We start from the raw sequence: 25,034 nt of genomic DNA, 5'->3' as shown, positions 1-25,034 counted from the left end.
TATTTAACACATTTTCACAAACTAAAGTTTTACAAAAGCTAGTCAGTAGCAAAAATAACTGGCAACTGATGCGAAATTCCACCTCTAGAAGGGGTAGGATGCTCAAAAATTTCATTTAATTCACGTTTTTTAGGAGATACTTAAATGTCACTATGGGCTATTGATTCATCTAATGTTGAGCTGCGTCCAAACACCAGCGAAAGTGAATTACAAACACTGATTCGAGCAGTTTACAAACAGGTTTTGGGCAATGCTCACTTGTTGGAAAGTGAGCGACTAGCCACTATTGAATCGCAATTGCGCGATCGCAAAATCAGTGTGCGCGAATTTGTCCACGGTGTTGCGAAATCAGAACTTTATCAATCCCTGTTTTTCAACTCTTCTTCCCAGTATCGGTTCATTGAACTGAACTTCAAACACCTACTAGGACGTCCCCCTGCTGATCAGGCAGAAATTTCTGAACACGTCCGCATCTACAACGAACAGGGCTACGATGCTGAGATCGAATCCTATATCGATAGCGAAGAGTATCAGCAGAATTTTGGCGAAAATATTGTTCCTTATCCTCGCAGCACTAGCTCCCAAATCGGGCTTAAGAATGTTAGCTTTAACCGCACCTTTACCTTACTCAGAGGAGTAGCTAGCAGTGATGGCGGCAGCAAAGCTAAACTGATCAGCGATATCGGTTCAAATTTACCCACATCCATCAAGGCTCCCGCTGCTGGTTCTAGTGTAAGCAGCACCAACAAACGCTTCTTGATTAAGGCAGTTAAAGGTGCAGCTAAGATCCCTACCCGTCTGGGCAAGCTCGAATATGTAGTTAACTACAACCAGCTGTCTGGGCAAGTGCAAAACATTCATCGGACGGGCGGCAAAATCATCAGTATCACTGAAGTTGCTTAGATTTGCCTAAGAACTCGCGCAGAAATAAATTACCGATTAAAAAAAATAACCTTTGATTTACAAGCGTTACAGCGATTTAAAAAGGTAACTTATTCTTGCGGGATGCCTAAGTACAGATCAAAAAGGGGCTGAGGACTGGGAAACTCGGGGCCCCCCTCTGGGGATAAGGGGCAATCGGGACTGGAAACAAGGGGGAGAATAATAACTCCTAATTCCTGTACAGATGCGATTAATCGCGTCTCTACTCCTAACTCCTAACTCAGCACTCAACCCTCCCAAATGCGGTTGTGGTCAAGGAGGCTAGCATATAGACTGAGAGAATAACTTTTTAGCCAAGATATTTCTTGGATTGTAAGCTACTTTTTAAGATCACTTTTCTAATGCAAATTACTGAATTCTTTGAACTTTCAATTGGACAATGGCGATCGCAGCGTAGCGGTCATCATTTAGCATTCGCCCACTTTGAAGAAGTACTGTCTAACATTGACATTGAGTCTCTATCCACCGATGATCCAGCGGTGCTAGCAATCTGTCAATTGTATGACACTGACCCCGCCAGTATCACCCACCCTTTTCGGATGAGTTGGGAAGGTGAGTCAGACTGGGACGATAAACCAATCTCTGGTAGTACTGTGCTGGTGCCAATTCCCGATGCCGAAAATCCTTCTAGAGGCAAACTCCTGCGGGATAAGGGATACGCCGAAACAATCCCAGCAGTGGCTAAATATCATTTGAGTGACGATGGTATTTTTACCCTGCTGACAGAGTATGAACTCGCTGCTGCTGAGGAGCGAATTTGGTTTGCTAACCCAAATCTCCGATTTCGGGTAGCGATGATTAAAACCAGTGATGGTAAAGGCGTGACAACAGCTTCCTTTTCTTCAGAGATTCGCTCTTTGTCAAGTTTAACCAATTAACAAATATCAAGTTAAAACATAAAAGGATACAAGCTCCTAAATTTATTTATGGAGATTGTTAATTTTGAATGAATTTTGAATTTTAAATTCGGAGCGAAGCGACGTGACGATAGCGCCCAGTGAATCTAGCACCAACGCTAGCGATTTGCTTACTTTAGCCTGTTGGATGGCAGGAGATTTTAGCAACTATAAGCAATCTTTTGCAAATCCGCAACTTTACGCCCACATTCACATTTTTTTTCGTCCTTTACCGATTGAATTTTTTTCTGCTGTTGGTTTTTATTCAGAACAAGTATATGACCATGATTTATGGACACCCTATCGCCAGGGAGTACATAGACTAGTGGATTGGGGCGATCGCATCTATATCGAAAATTACAGCTTGAAAGATCCGATGCTTTATGCAGGTGCTGCTCGTGAATTAGATATCCTCAAAACCATCACCCCAGAGAACATCGAACGGCGTCATCACTGTTCAATGGTTTTCCAGCGAAAAGGTGAAATGTTTCGAGGCAGTGTGGAACCGGGTAATCAATGTCTGATTAAGCGCAATGGATGCCAGACATATCTTGTCAGCGAAGTAGAAGTAACTGAGCGTACTTGGTTAAGTCTAGATAAAGGTATGGACATTGAAACCCACGAGCAAATATGGGGATCAACTGCTGGCCCTTTGCGATTTGAAAAACGGGAAAGTTTTGCTGATGAATTACATGCGGTGAGCGCATTATGTTGATTCAGCTTGAGTCGGTTAAAACCAACATGTTACCTCCACTGGCTGAAAAAAAAATGCGCTGCTGGATTCGCAGTCGCCACTTGATTTGTTCGGGTAACTTTTTTATATTCGAGACATTAGAATATACGACAATTGAAAGATTTTCTGAATGTGTTGCTTCTTTAGGAGGGAGTGTAATATGCGTTGACCCGATTAATAAAATTTGGATGGGCGATCATCGCCAAGTGATTTTATATCAGGCTAAAGCCAGTTTGCATACGCCTCATCACACTTTGAAACAATACTGGATAAAATACGGTGGTTTCTACAGTAGATTTGATGAGCGTGCTTGAGAGTTACTATCCTGCGGAAATCCTTCTAACAGGTGTCTAGATTCCAATTCAAAATTAAGTTTTGAATTTTAAATACTCCCCAAGGGGGTTGACGGCTAATTGTTAATGTTTAATTGCTAATTGTTTACTATAATTAGCTGTTACTTATTAACAGTTAGCCGTCTAAGTTTGTTAGAAAATGTAACTAAAACACTCCCCAAAACTTGATAAATTAATCCTGACTGTAAAGGGAATTAAGATTTGTTAGTGCTTGTATCGATTACCTATGAGGTTGCTCCAGAACAATTTGCTCAAACCCCAAGTCTTTCCAAGCTTGGTTTTGTGCAGTTTCACAAAGAATTGGTATTAGCTATACCACGTAACCACTAACAAATACTTAGCTCCCATTACCTTTAAAAATATAGATTTTTAGCGAACGTTCTCAAAGCCATTAGTCACTCCTACCCACACTAACCAAGTATGCAAATCTTTTTAGACGAAGAAACCAGACGCCGCCAATATCAAGCATTTCCCCAAACAGAACCCATTGAACTGTGGACTACTGCTTCAGTTGAAGACATTGAAATTGCAATTCGAGGAGTTTATCGGCAAGTATTGGGTAATGCCTACATTATGGAAAGTGAGCGGCTGATCGTTCCCGAATCCCAACTCAAGCAAGGTATAATCGATGTCCGTGAGTTTGTGCGTCAAGTTGCCAAATCAGAGTTGTATCGCTCCAGATTTTTTGATAAAGTTTACCGCTACCGGGCGATTGAACTGAACTTCAAACACCTGCTGGGTCGCGCTCCCGATGATTACTCCGAGACGAAATATCACAGCAACATTCTAGATGAGAAGGGTTTTGAGGCGGATATTGATTCTTATCTTGATAGCGACGAGTATCTAGATGCCTTTGGGGATAACATAGTGCCATATTACCGGGGTTATAAAACCCAAACAGGCAAAAAGATATTGGAATTTACCAATATGCTGCAACTGGTGCGGAGCAATTCTAGCAGTGACAAAAACCTAGCATCGAATAATGAACCTCAGCTGGTGCGATCGCTAATTACCAACACTCCTTATGGTAGAGCCAAACCCACAGATGTTAGTGCAATACTTGCTGAAGTATTCAAGCCAAAGCCAGAAACTGCTGCTCCAGTTAATCCGTTTATTGCAGCTCAGACAGCAGCTGAACAAGGCTTGCAGCAAAAGATTAAAGAGCAAGAAAGCCAGATTGCAACTTTGCAACAACAACTAGCAGACTTAAGACCCTTTGCTAGCATCGGTGCAACAAAATTCAGTAGTAGTTTGCAATCTTCCAGTTCCATGACCAGCACAGGCGAATATACATCTTTGCAACAGCAAGCTGACGCGCAAGCAAAACAGATTGCAGGTTTGCAAGAGCAAATTGCTGATGCTCGACGGTATGCCACAATTGGGGAAGCCCGATTGAATAAGTGGCGCAGTCGCGTTTTTAATGGCTAATTTCTCTACTATTTAGTTTTGTCGGGTGCGTTACGCCAAAGGCTAATGCACCACTTTTGCAAAAGTTAAATAATGTAGCGTAGTTTACCGCCGTAGGCATCGTCTTTGTGGATAACTTGAAATATTTAATCACCAGAGGTTTTGCTCACCATCTACTTAATATCATCACAGAGATGCTTGTCGCTCTCACTCAAATTCACATTAGAATTCTGCAAATAATCATGCAGCCAATTGCAACCCCGCACCAGCAATTGGTCTAAATTCTCCACAGGCCACAACTGCACTGTTTTGTCCTCTGATGCCGTGGCGATAGTTTTGCTGTCCGGGCTGAAACTCACACCCCTGATATCGCTTTGATACCTTTTGAATTCTTGGAGCAGTTTCCCGTTGAGCGTCAACAACCGCACTATCCCGCCTTGTGTTGCTATGGCGATGGTTTTGCCGTCCGGGCTGAAACTCACACCCCTGATACGGCCTTGATCTCCTTTGAACTCTTGCAGCAGTTTCCCGTTGAGGCTCCACAACCGCACTGTCCCGTCTTTTGTTGCTGTGACGATGGTTTTGCCGTCCAGGCTGAAACTCACACCCCAGACCCAGCTTTGATGCCCTTTGAATTCTTGGAGCAGTTTCCCGTTGAGCCTCCATAACCGCGCTGTATTGTCAGATGATGCTGTGGCAATGGTTTTGCCGTCCGGGCTGAAACTCACATTATTGACACTACCTCGATGCCCTTTGAATTCATGCAGCAGTTCTCCGTTGAGCGTCCACAACCGGGCTGTCTTGTCTTGTGATGCCGTGGCGATGGTTTTGCTGTCCGGGCTGAAACTCACACCCCAGATATCGCTTTGATGTGCTTTGAATTCTTGGAGCAGTTGCCCGTTAAGCCTCCACAACCGCACTGTCCCGTCTTCTGTTGCTGTGGCGATGGTTTTGCCGTCCGGGCTGAAACTCACACGCCTGACAATGCCTTGATGCCCTTTGAATTCTTGGAGCAGTTGCCCGTTGAACGTCCACAATCGCGCTGTCTTGTCAGATGATGCCGTGGCGATGGTTTTGCCGTCCGGGCTGAAACTCATACCCTTGACAATGCCTTGATGCCCTTTGAATTCTTGGAGCAGTTGTTCCTTGAGCGTCCACAACCGCGCTGTCTTGTCAGATGATGCTGTGGCGATAGTTTTGCCGTCCGGGCTGAAACTCACACCCCTGACAAAGTCTTGATGCCCTTTGAATTCTTGGAGCAGTTGCCCGTTGAGCGTCCACAACCGCGCTGTCGTGTCTTGTGATGCCGTGGCGATGGTTTTGCCATCCGGGCTGAAACTTACATTTCTGACAATGCCTTGATGCCCTTTGAATTCTTGGAGTGGTTGCCCGTTGAGCCTCCACAACCGCGCTGTCGTGTCATCTGATGCTGTGGCAATGGTTTTGCCGTCCGGGCTGAAACTCACACTATTGACAATGCCTTGATGTCCTTTGAATTTTTGGAGCAGTTGCCCGTTGAGCCTCCACAACCGGGCTGTCTTGTCCTCTGATGCCGTGGCAATGGTTTTGCCGTCCGGGCTGAAACTCACACTATTGACAATGCCTTGATGTCCTTTGAATTCTTGGAGCAGTTGCCCGTTGAGCCTCCACAACCGGGCTGTCTTGTCCTCTGATGCCGTGGCAATGGTTTTGCCATCCGGGCTGAAACTCACACTTAAAACTTCGCCTTGATGCCCTTTGAATTCTCGGAGCAGTTGCCCGTTGAGCCTCCATAACCGGGCTGTCTTGTCCTCTGATGCCGTGGCGATGGTTTTGCCATCCGGGCTGAAACTCACACTTAAAACTTTGCCTTGATGCCCTTTGAATTCTTGGAGCAGTTGCCCGTTGAGCCTCCACAACCGGGCTTTCTTGTCATCTGATGCCGTGGCGATGGTTTTGCCGTCCAGGCTGAAACTCACACTATTGACAATGCCTTGAGTCTCTTGGAACTGATTAAGTTCTCTGATATTGTCAAGAATTGTATGCAAAGCGAAAATAATACTGATAGCTGGATATTTTTCTATAGGGCGATTATCTTTTACTAGAGTTTTTAACTTTTTACCACTCTGGATTGCTGCTACCAATGATTCTAACTGGGCAGACTCAAACTGTGTTAAGGCACTAACTCCAGCCAGTTCTAGCTTTGTTCCCTCCTCTGCTTCTTTTTGTGCTGTCTCTGCTTTTGTCCGGGCTATTTGTACTTGACTCAAAATAGTTTGAGCCTGTTTAGTTTTAGATTCCTCTTCCTGTAATTGTTTATTAGCCAGTTGTACTTTCTCCTGAGTAGTTTTGACCTGTTGGCTAATTGTTTTATTTCTTTCTTCTATTTGGGTATTTTTATCTTGTAATTTTGCTGCTTCCTGATTTACCTGGACTAATTTTACTTTAGCATTCAGTAGGTTTTGTTTTGCTCGTTGAGTTTCTGCTCCTGCTACTTTGAATTTAACTTCTGCTGTCTGCGCTTTATTTTGTATCTCTGTCTGTTGTTTTTGCGTAGCTTGCAGACTTCGTGTTACTAGATTGTAGTTTGCTTCAGCCGTTTTACTTTTATTTTCTGCCTGTTGCTTTTGATTTTCAGCCTCCTTAGCAAATTGAATTTGATTTAACGAATATAAAGATGATATACCTGCTAATAATAATAGACATACTGCTAAACCAGAACTTATCAATAACCGCTTGCGTCCCTCTTGAATTTGTTGATCTGCTTTGCTTTGAGCATCAACTAATATCTGCCTTGCCTGTTGTTCACGCTTCAATTCCTCTTCAGTTAGCTTCTGTTGTTCCCGAACTTTTTCTAATTCCGCTAACAACTCACTTCCCTGTTGTTGGCGAATAAACGATACGAGGTAATCATGTACCAATTGATAACGGTCAGCAGGCAATTCTGGTAACAAGAATACTAACCTAGATGCCACAAAAATCTCTAACACCAAATCTAGTTTATCAACTTCTGCTGATAAATTTGCGGCTAACTCAGCACGAGTCTTTAGTGGACGAATTCCGTTTTCATCTGTAAGTAAATATAAAACTAGTCGAGCAACTTGTTCATTCTCTGCACCACAATCTTGGATTACTTCTTCTAAAAATCGCTCAACCAGTTTTTCTTTAGTGCCAAACTGACGATACTTTTCTAAAGTTGTAATTTTATCAGTTTGCAGTTGCGTCCCCACAATTTGTAACTCAATTGGGCGGACTTCTCCTAAATCACCTGCTAAATCTTGTACTAATTCATCAATCAGTGCAGGCTCTAGATAAAAATGAGAGCGTGCTGTTAAACTCTGTACGACAGTTTTAGCATCTGCGGGCAAAAAGTTCCCCAAATAATAACGAATACTTTTATCGAGAATATTTTTATTAATTACACTTAAATCAAATAAACGGTCTAACTCTAATAGATAATGTAAATAATCTTCCCGTAAAGATAGAATTACCTTGACAAAAGGAATATTTAGACAAACTTGCAAAAACTCATAAAATGCTTGTCGTTGACCTTGGTCTATATAAACAAAGAAAAACTCCTCAAACTGGTCAAACATTAAAACCGTTAACAAATTCCGGTCAGCATTCTTTCGTAACTCTCCTAAAATAACTGCTGAAGAATCCAGATTCACAGATAATTCATTACCTCTGACTTCCTCAAAAGTCTTAGCTAAACTCTGCCCCAACATTCCCACCCAATCTGTATATACTCGCAACAGAATAGGCAAAGCATCTCGCTCACCAATTGCTTCCTGTCGCAGCGCCGGAATTAATCCACCCTGCAAAATTGAACTTTTCCCCACTCCTGACTGACCATGAATTACAGTCAATTTATACTCAGTCCCGCCAATTCTTTCTCGCAACTGCTTCACATCTTGTCCCCGACCAGAAGCAGCAATTTCTTGAGCAATTGTTTCAGGATTTTCTACTTGTAACTGTGCATAATTAATTGCCTGTCGCTGGGGATTAAGATAAGATGCACCAACAAAGGCGCGAAAACCATATTGGTGTTCAATTTGTAGTTGCTCTTGCTTAATATGAAAAGCTTTGAGATATTCACCTTGCTGAAATTTGAGTGAGCGTAAACTCTCTAATATAGATATATATAATTGTGGTTTGTACTGATGATTACTTTCACTTTTTGCAGTTTCTAAATTATTAATTGCTGCTTGAACTTTACCTAAACCCTGTTGCGATTTGGCTACAATAAATCGATATAATCCAAATTCATCTGATTGAATATTAGGAAGAGCAGCTAATATTTGCAATGCTTGCCCCGCGAGTTGATTAGCTTCATTATAGCGTGACTGCTCTAAGGCTACTTCTGCCAAAAAACCATAATCTTTAGCCAATTGCAACGGTGTGCCATAATTTTCATGTAGCAGTAGAGATTTTTCAACAAGTTTTTGCAACTCTGACCATGCTTGCAAATGTCGTAGAACTTCACCCAGTTTAGTAATATGTTTGGCAACTAAATCTGAACGTTGTGCTTGTTCAAAAATATCAATAGCTTGCTGAAAGTAATTTCTAGACTCTTGCCAATAGCGTTGATTTTCTGTCTGATTTTTTTCGGCTTGGCGGTTATATGCTAAAGCAATATTAACGAGTAATATACCTTGTCGTTCTAAATGATTACTTTGTCGCCAGAACCCCAAACTTTGTTGGTAGTCTGCTAAAGCAGAATCTATCTGGTCATGGAGATAATCATTCAAGCCAAGCACAAACTCTAAACTTGCTTGAAGTGCTGCTTCTAATACTTTTCCTCGATTTTGCAAATCCTGACAAGCGGTTTTTAGTTCCCGGCACATTTGGGGATTAGGCGTTACCTCACCAGCAAAGATTTCATCCCTTTTTTGCTGGAGAAAGTTGACTAACTCATCAGTAGGGTTTTCAAACTCAATAATAGTTGCCCAATTCTCTAAATCAGCCGCTAATCTAATAAATTTTTGCAGAACTGAATCATTAATCCACAACAATGTCGGAAACGGGAAATTCTTTCTAAATTCCTCCCGCACTTGGTTAGCTGAAGTCAGAACTGTATCAATATCTTTAACCGACTCCAAACCAAAAATCATCAATGTAAGTGGCTGTTCATCTCCAAGTTGTTCGCGTATATTTGTGTAAAGCGTTTTGACTGATGCAGGTAAAGTAATTTCGTGAATGTGTACAGGAGATAATTGGTGCAGATGTTGCACCATGCGCTGACGTAAAGCAGCATAGTTACAGCGCAGCAAAATCAGCGAAAATTCTCCCTGAGAAAGGGTAATTGTTCGCACCAGAGTCTGCAATGAACTCTCATTGTCAAAGGCTAAATTTTCTGGCTCTTGCTGATTACTCATAACATACAGCAGTTTTCTTTTACATGAAGTACAAAGCTACGGGTTTGGAGGCAGAAGCTCTTTATGTCTGATGTATGAGTCCTGTATTTTCTACCTGATTTACTTGCAACTGCTGTAAATAAGTAACAAAATAAAATTAAATTCATTAGTAGAGACAGGGAATAGGGAATAAAGAATAGGAAAATAATGTGCTTCCATACTTGCTGATATAGCTCCCGCACTTGTTGATATAGCTCCCATAATTGCTGATACTGCTAACGTTATGCTATTTCACAAAAGACCTAATAGGTAAGGGCGTATAACTCTACGCCTCTACAGCCGATTCAAAACCTAAATTCCTTCGCTTCAGCCAAAATCGGATTGATATCAAACCACAAACCATCCTCATTCCGGTATTCAAATACAAACATACTGCGGAGCAAAAGTTCGTATCTTTCATGACCTCTCAAGCTTTTCTCTTGCGCCACCTCACGCAGTACTTCCCATTCATCGGACGTAATTGCCAAAGTTAACTCATTGCGGCGTTGTTTAATCACCCTGTCTACGCACTCCCGCGACAGGGGTGGGTCTTCTTGCTGAAGACAGCGAAACAATAACATTAGCAAATTACGCAAATGACCGCCGCTAACTCGGCAAAGTCGCTCTAAAGTATCAGGACTATCAAAAACCTCAGTAATTAAATTCCGGTTTTGTTCCCAACTAACACCAGGAAAAGCCCTTGTCATAACCATCTGTTGCAGCAGCGTGATTCCTTGTGAGAATTGCGAACCATCTTGTAATTGCACAGGAACCATCGGCAAAACCTTGGGGTCTACGCCAAAGCGATTTGTTAACCTTCCTAAAGCGTTGGAAAAAATCAACACTAACGGAATGGTATAAACAACATGACAGTTTAGCTGGTTTAACTGTTCGCCCCGTTCCACAAAGAGATATTCTGGCTGGTAATGACCGGAAGGTTTTTGAGAATTATCCACTCTGTCGAGATTATCTATAATTACTACCAGTCCCTTTTTACCCTGCTGCTTGAGTTTTTCTCTAGCAGGCTTGAGCAATTCTTTGTTAATTGATTCTAAAATGCCATTGGTGCGCGGTTCTAAATATTGTCGTAACTGGCCACGAAGTTTGGGACTATCTTTAGTTTTGGCAGTAATTTTGGCAATACCTACAGATAATTCTCCCCCAAGTTCTATCGGCGTTTGCAAAAATTCACCAAGTTCAGTAAACAGAGTTTGAAAGTATCCTGGCTTGAGATTAATTTTTATTGCTTCCAGGCTTTGACTCACCTCACGCGCTACTGCCAGTAAAATATCTGTAACATCAATATCAGCCATATCCAAGCTTTGGCTAGACTCAAAATAAACCACATGAAATCCCTGCTGCTCTAACTCTGCTTTGAGCCGCAGTAACTCAGTGGATTTACCACAGCCGATATGTCCGGTAAATAATTGACAGGTAGGTTCTTCAGGTGAAAGGCGGGTAATAGTTCGCCCAAGTTCCTCAATAATCTTGGCACCACGGACTTTGGAGAAATCAATATAATACTGTCTATCTTCCGGTTTGCTCACAACCAGAGTCTTGCTGGGGTTGCAAGCTTGAAAAAACCTGACTAAATCTAGTTTCATCACAAATCACCCGAAATTATCTTTATACTACTGCCAATTTAAGTGATTATACAGAGAACAAAGCTGCTATTTCGGAAAAAACTTCTTTAGAATAGACCTTTTGCAAAAATAGATTTTTGTAATAAATCTAGTGTTGATTCCCTGAATTGGCAAAAATACCTGTAGTTATTAAGCTGCGTTAGAGGCTATTTATAAAGTAAATGAGCTTAGTAAACGCATAACGCACCTAATACGGTTTGGATAAGACTTGACCCCCCCAACCCCCCTTAAAAAGGGGGGCTAAGAATGGCTCTATTTCCTCCTTTTAAAGGGGGACTAAGGGGGATCTTTAAGGACTATGCACCTTAACGGAACTGTATTTATAACACACCTAATTAATATCTAGAATTCCAACTTCTCACCCCGAATCGAATAATCCAACAACTCCATCGGGTGAATAACTGAAATCTTCTTACCCTGCAACTGTAAATGCTTCGTAATTTGCAAAGTACACCCCGGATTAGCAGAAGCAATTAAATCAGCACCAGTATTCAACAAATTCTGCACTTTTTGCTGACCCAATTCTTCAGAAACTTCCGGTTGCAGCATATTATAAACCCCAGCGCTGCCACAACATAAAGCCGCGTCTATTGGTTCTCTCAACTTTACCCCTGGAATTTGTCGCAATACCTGACGTGGTTGCACACTAATTTTTTGTCCATGCAATAAATGACAAGCATCTTGATAAACTAAATTCAAGGGTTTATCAGTTAGTGGCGAAAGTTTCGCTGTTAACCCAACTGTTGCTAAAAACTCTTGAGCATCTTTAACCTTAGCTGCAAAATCCTTCGCCTTTTCCCGATATTCTGGGTCATCTTCTAAAATGTGACCGTATTCCTTTAAAGTATGACCGCAACCAGCAGCATTGATAATCACAAAATCTACATTAGTGTTGGCAAAACTATCAATCATCTGCCTTGCTAAAGCTTTCGCCTGTTCTGTTTGTCCTTGATGTTCAGGAAGCGCTGCACAACAACCTTGAGATTTCGGAATCACAACTTCACAACCATTCGCCGTTAAAACCCGCACTGTTGCTTCATTCACTGGGGAGAAAAATAGCCGTTGCACGCAACCCAAAATCACCCCAACTCGGTAGCGCTTCTCACCTTGGGCGCGGATGACAGTAGGCAAATTATCTTGAAAAGATTTGAGAGTAATTTCTGGCAGAATCGATTCCATTGCTGCCAAACGGGGCGATATTTTATTGAGTAAACCTGTAGCGCGAAAGAATTTAGCAAATCCCAACTTTTGATAAACCAATAACGGAACTAATAAAATCCGTAAAAGGTTGGGATAGGGAAACAGAGAAAAGATCAGTTGACGAAACAGTTGGTCTGGTAAACTGCGGGAATAATTCCGTTCAACTTGGTGACGAGTTGCAGATATTAACTTGTCATACTGCACACCAGAAGGACAAGTACTCACACAAGCAAGACACCCCAAACAAGAATCAAAATGTTCTACAGTTGCCGTATTTAGGGCAATTTCACCCTCGTTAATTGCATCCATTAAATAGATGCGTCCTCTAGGAGAAGCCATCTCTTTCCCAAGTACCCGATAACTCGGACAAGTCGAGAGACAAAATCCACAATGTACACAACTATCAATCAACTTCGGGTCAGGCGGATGATTCTGATCAAACCCCTTCAAATTCTTTAAACTAGCCGTATTATTAACAGAATTTTCTGAAACTTGCATAATTATTTTTCTCCCCTCTCTATCTCAGCGCTCTCAGCGTCTCTGCGGTTAGTTCCTTAAATCCCACCCACAAACCGACCAGGACTTAAAATATTCTTACTATCAAACTGTTCTTTAATCTGGCGCATCAGCGGCAAAGCATTCTCCGTATAGCCCCAAACATCTATTTGTTCTTTAACCGCCACTGGTGCTTCCAGAATTGTTAAAAAACCTTTATGAGCTTGAGTGCGATCGCTTCCAGCGGAGTGTAGCTCATCGCGCACTTTCAAAACTTGATTTTTACTCTCTAATTGTAACAAACCCAAACCACTACTTATATGAATTAAACCCAGCTCTACCTGAGTCAAAATCTCCACGGCAGCAGTAGGTAACACTCCTATTTTGCAGGTAATTACTGATTCTGTGGCAGTAGTATGTATTCGTTCTTGCAATCTCTGCCATAGATTAGCTTCATCACCATCTGCAAAAATTGCCCCATTTAAACCTAACTTTTGCCCAACTTCCAAAACTCGGTTTGATTGTTCCTTAACACTCTCACTAATACTTTGGAAGCGGGCAACTAATCCCAGTCCTTCACCCAAACCTAAACTAGATACCAATTTATTTGATAGCAAATCAGCCTGGACTGGTGTTAACGCCGAACCTCGAAGGATATCAGCCGCTTGGGATACAGCATTTGCACTGCCCGTTAGTACCACCGTCCCCGATGCCTCTGGTAGCGGATACAGGCGAAAAGTTAGTTGACTAATAAAGCCTAATGTGCCATATGACCCAGTGAGCAACTTCATCAAGTCATATCCGGCAACATTTTTGACTACTCTTCCCCCAGCTTTGGCGACTTGTCCATCAGCACGCACAAAGGTAATACCTAGTAACTGGTCGCGCACACTACCATAACGTTGCCGCAGAGAACCTGTATCACCTGTAGCGACAATACCACCAATGGTTGCCAATTCTGGTGCTGTGGGGTCAAGGGCAAGAAATTGCCGCGACTTTGCTAAAAGTGCTTGGAGATTAGAGAACTTCATCCCAGCTTCTACCGTGACAGTCAAATCCCCAACAGCGTGTTCAATCAGTTGGTTGATGCGTTCTGTACTGACTACGACATCAATGCCTTTAGCTAAACCGCCCCAGCTAAGTTTACTGCCACTACCACAGGGGAGAACACGCCAGTTGTGACTGTGAGCTGTTGTAATGACTGCGGCTAGCTGTTCTTGGGTGCGGGGATAGACAATACAACTGGGAGAATTTCCAAAAGCTATTGTCTGTTGAATACGTTTTTGCTGACCTAGTTCGATATTTTCCCATAGGTAAACCGCATTTTCTTCGCCAATGATAGATGCAAAATCAGAAGCGCAGACGCCTTGCGGCTTGTCGTTAGACATCGCTTTCATTGAGTTTATTTTTTTACGCCCTACTTCTAATTTACTGGCTAACCTGACCAAAAAAGCGGATTGTTACCACCAGTAAGGAATTTCCACAGGACTTACGCAAAATCATGATAAAACGTATACGCGGAGCGGCTTGCCGCAGGCTACCGCAAAGGAGAGGCAGCGCGTTCCGGTGAGGCAGTCCGGCCCACACTGCCAAAGCAGGTAAGGGTATTGAAACGGCTGACGACCTGAGTGCAGCGATCGCTGTAGCAGAAGCTATCCGACAGTTGCAGCCACGGGTGTTTACTCTCGAAAATGTTCCACGTTATCAGAACACTTAAAACGGGAATAATAAAGTACCTGTACATACTAAATAGTTAGAAATACAATGCAACCCCAAAGTACTGCTGTGATCTTGATTGGTTATTAAAATGACTACTTTGCAGCCGATGGTATTCTACATAATGTTATTGAGGAATCCTCAAGGGCCACCAAAGTATTAGAAAACACCGTTGACCTTGTACGATGTTTGCTACAAACTCCAGTATTGATAATTGCCACACCAATTTTTTTTACGTCAAACTACCAGGAATTGGTTGAACCTGTTGGCATTCTTAAAACTATCAAGTCAGTTGGGGCTTTTCAAGCTGGTACGAGGGGATCGCAGATGGTTGATGAGTTGCTACCCTTTGGCAGCAGAATTCTCGAAGTTCCCGGAAAACGAGGATTTAATGCTTTCATAAATACTAATTTAGACATGATTCTCCATGAAAAACAGATTACTCATGTAGTTCTAGCTGGTGCAGTCACTTCGGTCTGTATTGATTCTACAGGTCGTTCTGCCCATGAGAAAGGCTATCAGGTTGTTCTTTTGTCTGATTGCACTTCTGCTCGCACGGTGTTTGAGCAAGAATTCTACCACACTCACGTTTTCCCCTTATACGCCGAGACAATTAACCATACCGAGCTACTTCAGCGTTTGACGAGTACAGTATAATGTCAGATTTTAGCAATGAATTACATACACAGATTCAGTACAGTTTGATTGAGAAATTGTCTCAATCCGAACGGCGTTACCGCGAATTGGTGGATAGTCTGCGCGAAATTGTGTTTAAGTGCGATCGCTTGGGTAATCTCAATTTCCTTAACCGAGCCTGGACAAATACCCTTGGTTATGCCATAGCAGATGTCATCGGTAGTGCTTTAAGCAATTTCATTGACTTGGATGATCGCCACTTGTGGGAAAAAACTCTAGAAAAGCTACAAACCGGAGTAGAGGTTTGTCAAGAACTCCGCTTTTACCATCAAACTGGTGTAATTGTTTGGTTGGAACTGTCTGCTCAACCTCAAAGTGAAACAGAATTTTCTGGCTCAATGATCAATATTAGCGATGTCTACAACGAGCTTCGCTTACGCAAACATGCAGAAGCATTACTGAAGCAAACGAATGAGGAACTGGAAGCTAGGGTAGAACAACGAAATATTGAGCTAATTCAAGCTAATCAAGACCTCAAAGTTACCCTTGAGAAACTCAAATATACTCAAGCTCAACTGGTGCAAACTGAAAAAATGTCAAGTTTGAGGCAATTAGTTGCAGGGATTGCCCATGAAATTAACAACCCAGTTAGCTTTATTTACGGCAATCTGAAATCGGCTGATGAATACACCCAAAATTTATTTTCACTATTAGATATCTACCAAAGACATTATCCCCAATCAGCCGAGGCAATTGAGGAGTTTACAAATTTCATTGAACTAGATTTTTTAAGGTCAGACTTTCCCAAATTATTCAAATCGATGCTCATGGGAGCAGAGCGGATTCGAGATATTGTTCTTTCCCTGCGGACTTTCTCACGCTTAGACGAGGCTGAAATGAAAACAGTTGATATTAATCAGGGAATTGATAGCACGATAATGATCATTCAAAGCCGCCTAAACCCTGCTAACCAGCGCCTACAAATTGAGGTGATCAAAGAATACGGTAGTCTCCCCTTAGTTGAATGTTATCCTGGGCAGTTAAACCAAGTATTTCTGAATATTTTAGTGAATGCGCTCGATGCTTTAGAAGATTCAGCCCTTAGAGGTCGGTGGACAACAAAAAAATTCAATATAATGGATAATCCCCGAATTTATATTCGCACCCAATTGCTAGAACCAGATCAAGTCACTATTAGCATTGCCGACAATGGGCTAGGAATACCAGAAGATGCCTTAAAGCAAATATTTAATCCGTTTTTTACGACCAAGCCTATTGGACAAGGTACAGGGATGGGACTGGCTATTAGTTACCAAATTATTACACAAAAACATGGCGGTTCTTTAGAATGCATTTCCCAACCAGGAGTTGGTGCTGAGTTTCTTATTCGTATTCCCCTTCAGCAACCTGTGTCAAATTTCTAGTATGTTGGCAGCACCCGCAACAAGGATTTGTTTCTCTAGAGAAGTTTATTGCTATAACTGAAGAAACTGGGCTAATTATTCATATCGGTCACTGATTAATGCGTGAAGCTTGCCGTCAGCTTAGAGGATGTTTTAAAAGTCAGAGTCAGCTAAAAATTATGCAAGCCGTCGAACCATGATACGAATCATGGCAACATAAATGAATGTTTCCGAAGTTTCGGGTAGTCTTTCATAATCTTTACTTAAACGCCGACACCAATTCAGCCAGCCAAAAGTGCGCTCAACAACCCAACGCATTGAGCGCATGGTTGAAATCTTCCAAACAACCTACCCCAATGGGAAAATATTGTTTGCCACGGCTCCTAGCGAAGAACGCCATCCCTTCATAGTACAGTTTTATCCCAAAGGAAATCCAGATGATTGGCATCGAGCATTTATCAATCCTTACATGGGAAAAGCGATGGGCGCTCGCTCATTGTGGCAATATTTATGAGCTTCGCCGCCTTCACTGGTTTTTGCTGGGCATTTGAGCAATGGACTTATCCGGCTATTTATGCGTTCACGTTTAGTTCACCCAGCAGTAGCGAGAACATAATAGTCAAGCCTCAGCCGAGTCAGGCGTTCACACCACTCTCTGTTCTCCTGAAGCAAGCCCAGCAAACAGTACCAGGCTTGCAAGTCTCGATTGTATGGTATCCCGAAGCTAAAAGCAGTGCATTTACGATTGAGAGCAAAATGGGTGAATCTGTGAGTCTCGATCCTTATACCGCACAGGTACTCAAAGTTGTGACTCCCAAACTGAAGTCTTTGGGCGATCGCGTCATTGATTCTTTTGGCAATCTCCACTTCGGCACTTTCTGGGGACTGACATCTCAGATTCTCTACGTATTTGTCGGACTTGCACTACTAATTTTATTTCTCACTGGCTTTATGATGTGGCGGTATCGCTACAAAGAAAAAAATCGCCAACAGTAGACGATGAAAATGGTTAAGTTTTCAGCCAAGAATTAGTTTTCCAGAAGCCTGAAGAGTCTTTTATTTTCCCTTGGGAATACAATCCCAAGAAATCAGCTTCTAATCTGCCGCTCATTTACCTTTGTTTTGGCTAGAAGAATAGGGCGATCGCAAGTGGGGGAGATTAAGCCAATGTTCACCAACACTTTTTGGCAACATTAACAACTCCACCTGTATACAAAATTTCTATTACTACTCGTCCCCCTCTAATTCAGCAATTACGAAAATTTTGCAGCCTTAATTATTTCTTAGTTCTTATAAGTAGCGCCAGTGTAGCTGCTTGTTTGGCAAGCGTGTCATATAGGCTGACACCTTGGCGTAAAAGAGTAGACTGACTTGACAACCGATGTTTTGGAGCATGGGCGTCAATCCAATCGCGTTGTGCTTTCGCCGCTTCTTGCACGACTTTTACACGATGCTCGTCGCCAATATCTTGGGCATAGTGCAAGGCAGCACACAAAGCATGGTAGGCAGTTTCGTAATGTGCGTTCTTAATACACTCTTGGCTAATTGCCATCAATTGTGAGTAGGTATCGTTATTTTGGTCAACTTCTTGTGCAAATTTCTGTAAATTATCCATCATTCATACTTAAAGTAGCAATATCTAACTTTCTAACTAAGAAGAAATTTGCTATTTATGCCAGGGTTTTTGGCGTCGAATTTGGAATGGCACATCTATAGCAATTTAGACCTACCAACTTTTACACTTTACTATAACTGGGTATTTTACCACAACTTTCAGTTGGTGGAATTAGTATAAAAAATTTGATTAATGTTGTCTGTCCGGTTTCGGACACAAGTAACCCGCACTTAAACACCCACGAAAATCACCGATGAGATTTTTTGTAAGTGTTGAGATTTATAAATTGAACAAGAAGTAGGGGGGAAGAGAGCAGTGCAGGGGGAATGCTTCTTCCCCCTGCCGCGAAACAAAGTGTGAGCTTGCGGTCGCAATCCCCCACAACTTTTGCATGGCTCTCGTTCAGTCGGGGTACAATCCCCGTCTGAACATCCCCCTGCTCCCCCTCAAGAACTGCTCCCTTGCCTCTTTTTGAAGCGCCAAGGGATGAAAGTAGTAGATGAGTAAATTTTACTCATCTACTACAGGTAGAGTTAGGAGGCAATTTGCATGTGTACAACATTTTCTATGGGAAAAACCAGAAATTACAGCGGTATTAGTTGAATAGACTAGAGAAGTTTAAAGAGAGGTCTGGGCATAGTCTATTCATTTGAATATCGCTATAAAAGTGTAATTATTGAAAATAAATTTATGTTGCTCTGATTGACTTTTAAAAAAAAGTAGCAGATGGGTATAAATCACCCCTCTGCTACAAGTAAACGGAGGTATAAACTTGATTATTTAATTGGCATGAACCAATTCTTGAGGGGCTGCGGCATCATATTCTACAGCTTTAACAAATTCCTTGAGAACATCTTTGAGTCTTTGCTCAATTTCCTCATCTAACAGGACGCTGTTATCAGCTTGTCGTTGAATTTGTTTGTCTACCGCATAAATAGTAGCTAGGATATGCCGCGCTCCTAATTCAGATAACACAGGTTTCAGGGCATATTCAATTGCCAATAAGTGAGCGATCGTCCCACCAAGGGCAATTGGTAACACGGGTTTACCTGTCAATGATTTTTGTGGCAGCAAATCTAGAAATGTTTTCAGCACTCCTGTGTAAGCAGCTTTGTAAATTGGGGTGGCAATAATCACACCATCTGCCTTTGCTAATAAAGCTTTTGGCTGTTCTAAAGCTGGGCTGTCGTATCGTCCAAAAACTAAATCTTCAGCAGGCAAATCCCGAACTGAAATAATGTCTACATGCAAGCCTTCTTGTTGTAAAAGCTTGGCAGTGTATTCGACAAAACCGTAAGTTCTGGATGGATGAGTTGGACTACCAGCGATCGCCAGAATATTTGTCATTCAATTAAACTCCCAATTTCTAAAACGGGTTCAGTGTGTTTCGTGGTTTTGGTCTTCATAGCTTCTGCGGTGTTGACCTTCTCACTCAGACGTTTGTAGGGACGGCGTAAACTCATATTCTCTACTTCCCAGATGTAGCCATGAATAATTACATCCTGGGGAATTAAGAGAGAATTACGTAGCAATTCCACCTGCTGTGTGCAGATTTCATCCACATCGGTAAACGTTTTGATCCACTTGGAGAAAACGCCTTTTGGTAGCTTCAACTCTGGCAAGGCGGGATCGACAGCAACTTGATCCACGTCAATACCTTGGTTTTGCAATATCTCAGTGAGAAAATCTCCTGATGCTGTCATCATGCCACATTCGGTATGATTAATGACGATGATTTCTTTTGTGCCAAAAAAATGTGTAGTTAACATCGCTGACCGAATAGCATCATCTGTAACTAAACCCCCAGCATTACGGAAAATATGAGCATCTCCTTCACCAATTCCTAATGCTTTCTCCACAGGTAAACGTTCGTCCATGCAAGCTAGCACCCACAAGCGTTTATTGTTAGGTATCCCCAACTGACGACGCAATGCCCACGCTTCTGTTTCTGAGATTTTTTGGTCAATTTGTTGGTGCAACATTGCTGGTAATCTCCTAGTTCTTAATTACTAGGATATGGACGTTGCTCTTTCCTGATGCTGTTGCTTAGGGAAATCTTCATTTGCCACAATCTCACCAAATGGACTCAATACATGTTGTTTCTCCACTGCCGGCAGATTCTCTAAGGGCAAATGGGGAAATAAAAGTTCTGCAACTCGATAAGCTTCCTCTAGATGGGGATAGCCAGAGAGGATAAAGGATTCAATACCTAAATCTGCATATTCCAACATCCTGGCAGCTACGGTTTGGGGATCGCCTACTAAGGCTGTTCCTGCACCACCCCGTACCAAACCGACTCCTGCCCACAGGTTCGGGCTGATCTCTAATGCCTCACGATTACCGTGGTGTAATTGAGTCATCCGCTGTTGTCCAACTGAATCCATCCGGGCATAAGCTTTTTGGGCTTTAGCGATCGCCTCGTCATCTACATACTTAATCAATTGATTCGCTGCATCCCAAGCTTCACTCTCGGTTTCGCGCACAATCACATGTAGGCGAATCCCAAACCGCAAAGTCCGCCCTTCTGATAAAGCAAGTCTGCGAACTGATGCAATTTTCTCGGCTACTTGCGCCGGTGGTTCGCCCCAAGTTAGATAGACATCTATATGCTTGGCAGCAATTTTTTGAGCAACGGCAGAGGAACCGCCAAACCACAAGGGCGGATATGGCTTCTGAACAGGTGGAAACAGCAGTTTACCATCCTGAATGTTGAGATAGTCGCCCTGAAGATTGGCTTGTTCACCACTAGCGATCGCTCGCCACACTGTCAAGAATTCATCTGTTAATTCATAACGCTGATCGTGACTTAAGTGCAAGCCATCTCCCGCTAACTCCACAGGATCGCCTCCTGTCACCACATTAATCAGCAAGCGTCCTCCAGAGAGGCGATCAAAGGTCGCTGCCATCCGCGCTGCCACTCCAGGTGATACCAAGCCGGGACGAATCGCCACCAAAAAACGCATCTGTCGTGTCAATGATACCAGCGTTGACGCTACAATCCAAGCATCTTCGCAAGAGCGGCCTGTGGGCAACAATGCCCCTGTATAACCAAGGTCATCCACCGCTTGGGCAATCTGCCGCAGATAAGCAAAGCTTACTGCCCGCCCGCCTGTAGCAGTTGCAAGGTAACGTCCGTCGCCGTGGGTTGGGATGAACCATAGTAGCTGCATGAGTTCTGTCCTTGTAAACTACGGTAATTCGATAGAAATACCGTGTTTTATTTCTCGCTTTAGAGTATTACATATTCCACTTCAGCAAGCAAGAAGTTTTTTATAAAACTACGGTATTCCTATGAGACCAATGTATATTAAGCCGTGTTCGATCAGGTGGCGATCGGAAAAATTGGATATTTGGCATGGTTATTCTCTTTTGGCAAATGGCATTATTGGGAGGGTTACTGACCATAATCACCCTCAGTGGGGTAAAGCGACTCAATCCCGCATTTGTATTTTTGACAGGTCATAGGAAACAAGGGACTATTCAGGAGCTAACAAGCACCTCTGATCAAGATGATGATTGAACCGTCGTTACACTAGCTCCACAAGTTAGCCAACACTTCTGATCAGAACCTGATCACTCTGGATATCTATGCACGACCGTTAACACACATCCAGGTGTAGTGTTAAAGATCAAGTTAAGTTGATCGGATTCCTTTGCCGGATTTTATTGAAAAATAATTTTTTAATTCTTAGCTAATTTTAATCAGTTTATCAGGGCTAATTCAGAGCGATCGCTGATTATAGTCATTAATGTAGGGAATCCCGTACTGGAGTTGATTGGCCAGTTAACCGGAAAATAGAAAATAATAGATATATGGACAAACGGTATTTTTTACAGGCTAGTGCCCTAATAGTCGGCACAGCATTGTTATCAAAGTATATCAATTGGGGGTCTGAAGAGATGACAACTTCTAACAGTGGATTTGAAATTACCAAACCTGAATCAGAGTGGCAGACGATTTTAACGCCAGAACAGTTTAATGTATTGCGTAAACATGGGACTGAACGCCCTCACACCAGCCCATTAGATAAGGAATACGACCAAGGCACTTATTATTGTGCTGCGTGTGAACAGCCCCTGTTTACATCTGATACCAAATTTAACAGTGGTACTGGCTGGCCTAGCTTTTTTAATCCAATTGAAGGTGCGATCGCCAGTACTGTAGATAAGTCGTTGTTTATGACCAGAACTGAAGTGCATTGTAGTCGCTGTGGTAGTCATTTGGGTCATGTTTTTGATGACGGCCCTGCACCCACTGGCAAGCGCTACTGCATGAACGGTGTTTCGTTGAAGTTTACTCCTGCCTAATTTAGTTGCGAACGCACGCACTGCCAAACTAAATTAATGTAGAGTTCAAGTCTGGTTGTGATCTGGCTTCAGACTAAGAAAATGTTGATTCAGAGTTAGTGCATCTAAAGCGATTCATTTCTCGAAACAGTGCTGAGTCACCGTTCGCCCTTGGGAACAGTGACTCAGCACTCTTGAAACAACTTTTGAAGCTTGACCAAAGGTGAATAAATTTTTGACAATAACTTCTCCTACTCAATACTACTGGACGAAGTATGTCAATTTAGGGAAATGCAACTCTTGGTCTTCGCTAGAGCTATTTACCTAAATCGTCCTATTTGTTTGGGTCTTTTTTCTCCTTTTTGTCTTTGGGATCTTTTTTAGGTTTTTTAGCTTCTTTATTACTTTTTCTTTCCTTGGACATCAGTGTTCTCCAACTATGTTAATCAGTAAAAGCTTCCACATTCTGCCGTCAGGAAATCAGGAGACGATTTACCTGATATTCTTTTAAGGCAAAAAAGAAAGTATCAGACATGAATGCTACTAACTATTATCATACGGTGTTGTTTAATTCAATGTAGCTTGAATTCATATTGCCAGAGGTTGCCCAAATTCCATAAGATTTAGGTTACAGGGTACAGAGGATAATTTTCTTTACTGTCACCTGGAACCTATCCCCTTCTTAACTGCTAACTCCCTTTAGTAAGTAAGTGGGTCAAATTAAATATAAAACCTCACCCTGCCTCCGGCTTCCCTCTCCTTGGTAAGGAGAGGGATTGAAGGTGAGGTTTTATCTTATATTTAATTGTGCCTCCCTACTTATTGCTCCAACAATTTCATCCGCTGCCACCAACGATTTAAGGGATAATAGACTACAGGTGCCCACAGACTACTAAGAATCGCAGAGGCTAGGGCGACACGCTGGTAATATGTCCAAATATCTGTTACCTTGCGTAGGCTGTGCCCGCCGTAGGCATCACCGATCAAAGTTAATTGCAACCCAAAGATAGTTTCTGCCAAAACTGCCATACCAAAGACAATAACAGCAATCGAAATAAAATCTTCTTCGATAAAACGCTGTTTCTGGAGCAGAGCAGTTAAAATTCCTACTATACCTAAACTGAGGGCATGAGTAGGGTTAGGTGATGTCATTGAATCTTGAAGTAGCCCCAGAACTATACCTGCCAATGCTCCGGAAAACACTGTACGCTTCACACTCCAAGCTACCACCCAAATTAACAGCCAATTAGGGCCAATTCCCAATAATTCCATACCTGGCAGTCGGGTTGGCAATAATAGTAAACATAACAGTACAGAACTAGCCGTCACTATCCAACCCAACAACTTACGTATACCGGGATGCCAACGAGCAAGCGGCTGGATTTGGAATTTCGATTTTCGCCCTGAGGATTTTGGCCTTTTCTGCCTGCTGCCACCAAATGCAGGAATCTTCATTTTTCTATGGATTTTCAAGGGAGAATTTACTTAGACTTTTGCGGCACTTGATTTGCCGATTCTGGATTTTCCAACTCTTGGTTTTCTGGCTTTGGATAAACAGCTACCCAATCGAGAGAGCGGATTGGCGGAAAAAGCTCAATTTTCGCCACTGATGCCGGAAGTTTCTTTAAATCCAGCGACTTGATTCGTCCTACTGCCAAGCCAGATGGAAATTTCTGACTATAAGTAGATGTGGAAACTAAATCTCCTACCTTGACATTTGGGACTTTTTCATAAAACTCCAGCACAGCTTCTGCTGAAGAATCCCCTCGCAAAACGCCTTTAGCTGCCGTGCGGCTAATGGATACACCCACTTGACTCTTGAGGTCACTGATTAATAACACGCGACTAGTATTGGGAGTTACACTCTCCACCAAACCCACCAATCCGCCATCTGCCTTGACTATGAAGCCTTCTTGAATCCCCGCATTTGTACCACGATTCAGGGTAACTTGTTGCCACCATTGATCAGCACTACGTCCGATTACCCGTGCTGGAATTGGCCGTGATGCCAGCGGCTCTTTTTCCACATAGCCTAATAAATCTTGTAGCTTTGTCTTTTGACTTTCCAAATCTACTATACGGGTTTGCAATTCCAATATCCGGGCATCTCTAAGACGTTCTTCTGGAGTTGGCCCTGACTGCAACATCTCTAACGGACGGGTAATTGCCTGGTATGTCTCAAGCACCAATTCACCTTGAGTCTGTCGCAATATCCAAGCACTACCAACTACTAAAGCTAACAACCCGATTTGTAACCCTTTATGATCCCACCAACGCCGTATTGTAACCATATATACCTTGCATACTTATATAAATTAAGTTCTACTTGGATT

The 25,034-nt window shown here is 42.5% G+C and carries 23 protein-coding genes and 1 pseudogene; 12 read left to right on the top strand and 12 right to left on the bottom strand.

From position 1 onward, the window contains the following. Positions 1-144: 144 nt before the first annotated feature. The 6 genes from V7K48_RS27085 (at position 145) to V7K48_RS27060 (ending at position 4,352) form a co-directional block, all read left to right on the top strand. Positions 145-903 (top strand): phycobilisome rod-core linker polypeptide, encoded by a 759-nt coding sequence (locus tag V7K48_RS27085; protein WP_335077114.1) that lies wholly within the window; start codon positions 145-147, stop codon positions 901-903. Positions 904-1,283: 380 nt separating this feature from the next. Then, a complete protein-coding gene (locus tag V7K48_RS27080) occupies positions 1,284-1,820 on the top strand; it encodes a phycobiliprotein lyase (RefSeq protein WP_335077111.1) in 537 nt (178 codons plus the stop codon). A 103-nt stretch (positions 1,821-1,923) separates the two neighbouring features. Then, positions 1,924-2,553, top strand: a complete 630-nt coding sequence (locus tag V7K48_RS27075; protein WP_335077109.1) for a chromophore lyase CpcT/CpeT — start codon at positions 1,924-1,926, stop codon at positions 2,551-2,553. Continuing rightward, positions 2,547-2,885, top strand: coding sequence for a CpeR family transcriptional regulator (locus V7K48_RS27070; protein ID WP_335077106.1), 339 nt, complete (start codon positions 2,547-2,549; stop codon positions 2,883-2,885). Before V7K48_RS27075 ends, V7K48_RS27070 begins: the two co-directional genes overlap by 7 nt. A 246-nt stretch (positions 2,886-3,131) precedes the next feature. Continuing rightward, complete coding sequence (locus tag V7K48_RS27065; protein WP_335077104.1) at positions 3,132-3,254, top strand: hypothetical protein; 123 nt, start codon at positions 3,132-3,134, stop codon at positions 3,252-3,254. 90 nt (positions 3,255-3,344) lie between these two features. Continuing rightward, entirely contained in the window at positions 3,345-4,352 is a 1,008-nt protein-coding gene (locus V7K48_RS27060) for a phycobilisome rod-core linker polypeptide (protein WP_335077102.1), read from the top strand. 152 nt (positions 4,353-4,504) lie between these two features. Here V7K48_RS27060 and V7K48_RS27055 read toward each other — a convergent pair whose 3' ends face one another. From V7K48_RS27055 to V7K48_RS27035, 5 genes are all read right to left on the bottom strand, one after another. Next, positions 4,505-9,688: an nSTAND1 domain-containing NTPase gene (locus tag V7K48_RS27055; protein WP_335077100.1), complete on the bottom strand. Its 5,184-nt coding sequence runs from the start codon at positions 9,686-9,688 to the stop codon at positions 4,505-4,507. Positions 9,689-10,011: 323 nt separating this feature from the next. Next, entirely contained in the window at positions 10,012-11,310 is a 1,299-nt protein-coding gene (locus V7K48_RS27050) for a P-loop NTPase fold protein (RefSeq protein ID WP_335077098.1), read from the bottom strand. Positions 11,311-11,691: 381 nt separating this feature from the next. Beyond that, complete coding sequence (locus V7K48_RS27045; RefSeq protein ID WP_335077094.1) at positions 11,692-13,047, bottom strand: (Fe-S)-binding protein; 1,356 nt, start codon at positions 13,045-13,047, stop codon at positions 11,692-11,694. Positions 13,048-13,103: 56 nt separating this feature from the next. Continuing rightward, complete coding sequence (locus V7K48_RS27040) at positions 13,104-14,441, bottom strand: FAD-binding oxidoreductase (RefSeq protein ID WP_335077092.1); 1,338 nt, start codon at positions 14,439-14,441, stop codon at positions 13,104-13,106. Positions 14,442-14,581: 140 nt separating this feature from the next. Next, complete coding sequence (locus V7K48_RS27035; protein WP_335077090.1) at positions 14,582-14,788, bottom strand: hypothetical protein; 207 nt, start codon at positions 14,786-14,788, stop codon at positions 14,582-14,584. An 86-nt stretch (positions 14,789-14,874) separates the two neighbouring features. On the opposite strand from V7K48_RS27035, the gene V7K48_RS27030 reads away from it, so the two are divergent. After that, entirely contained in the window at positions 14,875-15,417 is a 543-nt protein-coding gene (locus tag V7K48_RS27030; RefSeq protein WP_335077176.1) for a cysteine hydrolase family protein, read from the top strand. Continuing rightward, on the top strand, positions 15,417-16,820 hold the full coding sequence (locus V7K48_RS27025) for a PAS domain-containing sensor histidine kinase (protein WP_335077088.1): 1,404 nt from the start codon (positions 15,417-15,419) through the stop codon (positions 16,818-16,820). Before V7K48_RS27030 ends, V7K48_RS27025 begins: the two co-directional genes overlap by 1 nt. Positions 16,821-16,976: 156 nt before the next feature. Here the strand turns inward: V7K48_RS27025 and V7K48_RS27020 are convergent. Beyond that, positions 16,977-17,114, bottom strand: a pseudogene (locus tag V7K48_RS27020) (transposase); the annotation flags it as partial. Positions 17,115-17,124: 10 nt separating this feature from the next. Between V7K48_RS27020 and V7K48_RS27015 the strand changes: the two are divergent. Both V7K48_RS27015 and V7K48_RS27010 read left to right on the top strand, forming a co-directional pair. Further along, positions 17,125-17,313 carry a hypothetical protein gene (locus tag V7K48_RS27015; RefSeq protein ID WP_335077086.1) on the top strand — a complete coding sequence of 63 codons (189 nt, stop codon included), beginning with the start codon at positions 17,125-17,127 and terminating at the stop codon, positions 17,311-17,313. Next, a complete protein-coding gene (locus tag V7K48_RS27010; RefSeq protein WP_335077084.1) occupies positions 17,310-17,795 on the top strand; it encodes a PepSY-associated TM helix domain-containing protein in 486 nt (161 codons plus the stop codon). The genes V7K48_RS27015 and V7K48_RS27010 overlap by 4 nt, the downstream gene beginning before the upstream one ends. A 280-nt stretch (positions 17,796-18,075) precedes the next feature. Here V7K48_RS27010 and V7K48_RS27005 read toward each other — a convergent pair whose 3' ends face one another. The 4 genes from V7K48_RS27005 to ssuD form a co-directional block, all read right to left on the bottom strand. Further along, positions 18,076-18,417 (bottom strand): hypothetical protein, encoded by a 342-nt coding sequence (locus tag V7K48_RS27005; protein ID WP_335077082.1) that lies wholly within the window; start codon positions 18,415-18,417, stop codon positions 18,076-18,078. Positions 18,418-19,194: 777 nt separating this feature from the next. Further along, complete coding sequence (ssuE, locus tag V7K48_RS27000) at positions 19,195-19,761, bottom strand: NADPH-dependent FMN reductase (protein ID WP_334811606.1); 567 nt, start codon at positions 19,759-19,761, stop codon at positions 19,195-19,197. After that, positions 19,758-20,396, bottom strand: coding sequence for a beta-class carbonic anhydrase (locus V7K48_RS26995; RefSeq protein WP_335077079.1), 639 nt, complete (start codon positions 20,394-20,396; stop codon positions 19,758-19,760). Before V7K48_RS26995 ends, ssuE begins: the two co-directional genes overlap by 4 nt. A 27-nt stretch (positions 20,397-20,423) precedes the next feature. After that, entirely contained in the window at positions 20,424-21,584 is a 1,161-nt protein-coding gene (gene ssuD / locus V7K48_RS26990; RefSeq protein WP_335077077.1) for an FMNH2-dependent alkanesulfonate monooxygenase, read from the bottom strand. A 185-nt stretch (positions 21,585-21,769) separates the two neighbouring features. On the opposite strand from ssuD, the gene V7K48_RS26985 reads away from it, so the two are divergent. Next, positions 21,770-21,934: a hypothetical protein gene (locus V7K48_RS26985; RefSeq protein ID WP_335077075.1), complete on the top strand. Its 165-nt coding sequence runs from the start codon at positions 21,770-21,772 to the stop codon at positions 21,932-21,934. A 293-nt stretch (positions 21,935-22,227) separates the two neighbouring features. After that, on the top strand, positions 22,228-22,722 hold the full coding sequence (gene msrB, locus V7K48_RS26980; protein ID WP_335077073.1) for a peptide-methionine (R)-S-oxide reductase MsrB: 495 nt from the start codon (positions 22,228-22,230) through the stop codon (positions 22,720-22,722). 798 nt (positions 22,723-23,520) lie between these two features. Here msrB and mreD read toward each other — a convergent pair. Together mreD and mreC are read right to left on the bottom strand one after the other, a co-directional pair. Then, positions 23,521-24,156, bottom strand: a complete 636-nt coding sequence (gene mreD / locus V7K48_RS26975; protein WP_335077071.1) for a rod shape-determining protein MreD — start codon at positions 24,154-24,156, stop codon at positions 23,521-23,523. 26 nt (positions 24,157-24,182) lie between these two features. Next, positions 24,183-24,992: a rod shape-determining protein MreC gene (gene mreC, locus V7K48_RS26970; protein WP_335077069.1), complete on the bottom strand. Its 810-nt coding sequence runs from the start codon at positions 24,990-24,992 to the stop codon at positions 24,183-24,185. Positions 24,993-25,034: the final 42 nt, after the last annotated feature.

It is taken from the genome of Nostoc sp. (assembly GCF_036919615.1).
GTDB lineage: Bacteria > Cyanobacteriota > Cyanobacteriia > Cyanobacteriales > Nostocaceae > Nostoc.
The sequence above is the reverse complement of the archived record's forward strand: the minus strand, read 5'-3'. Positions and strand labels throughout refer to the sequence as shown.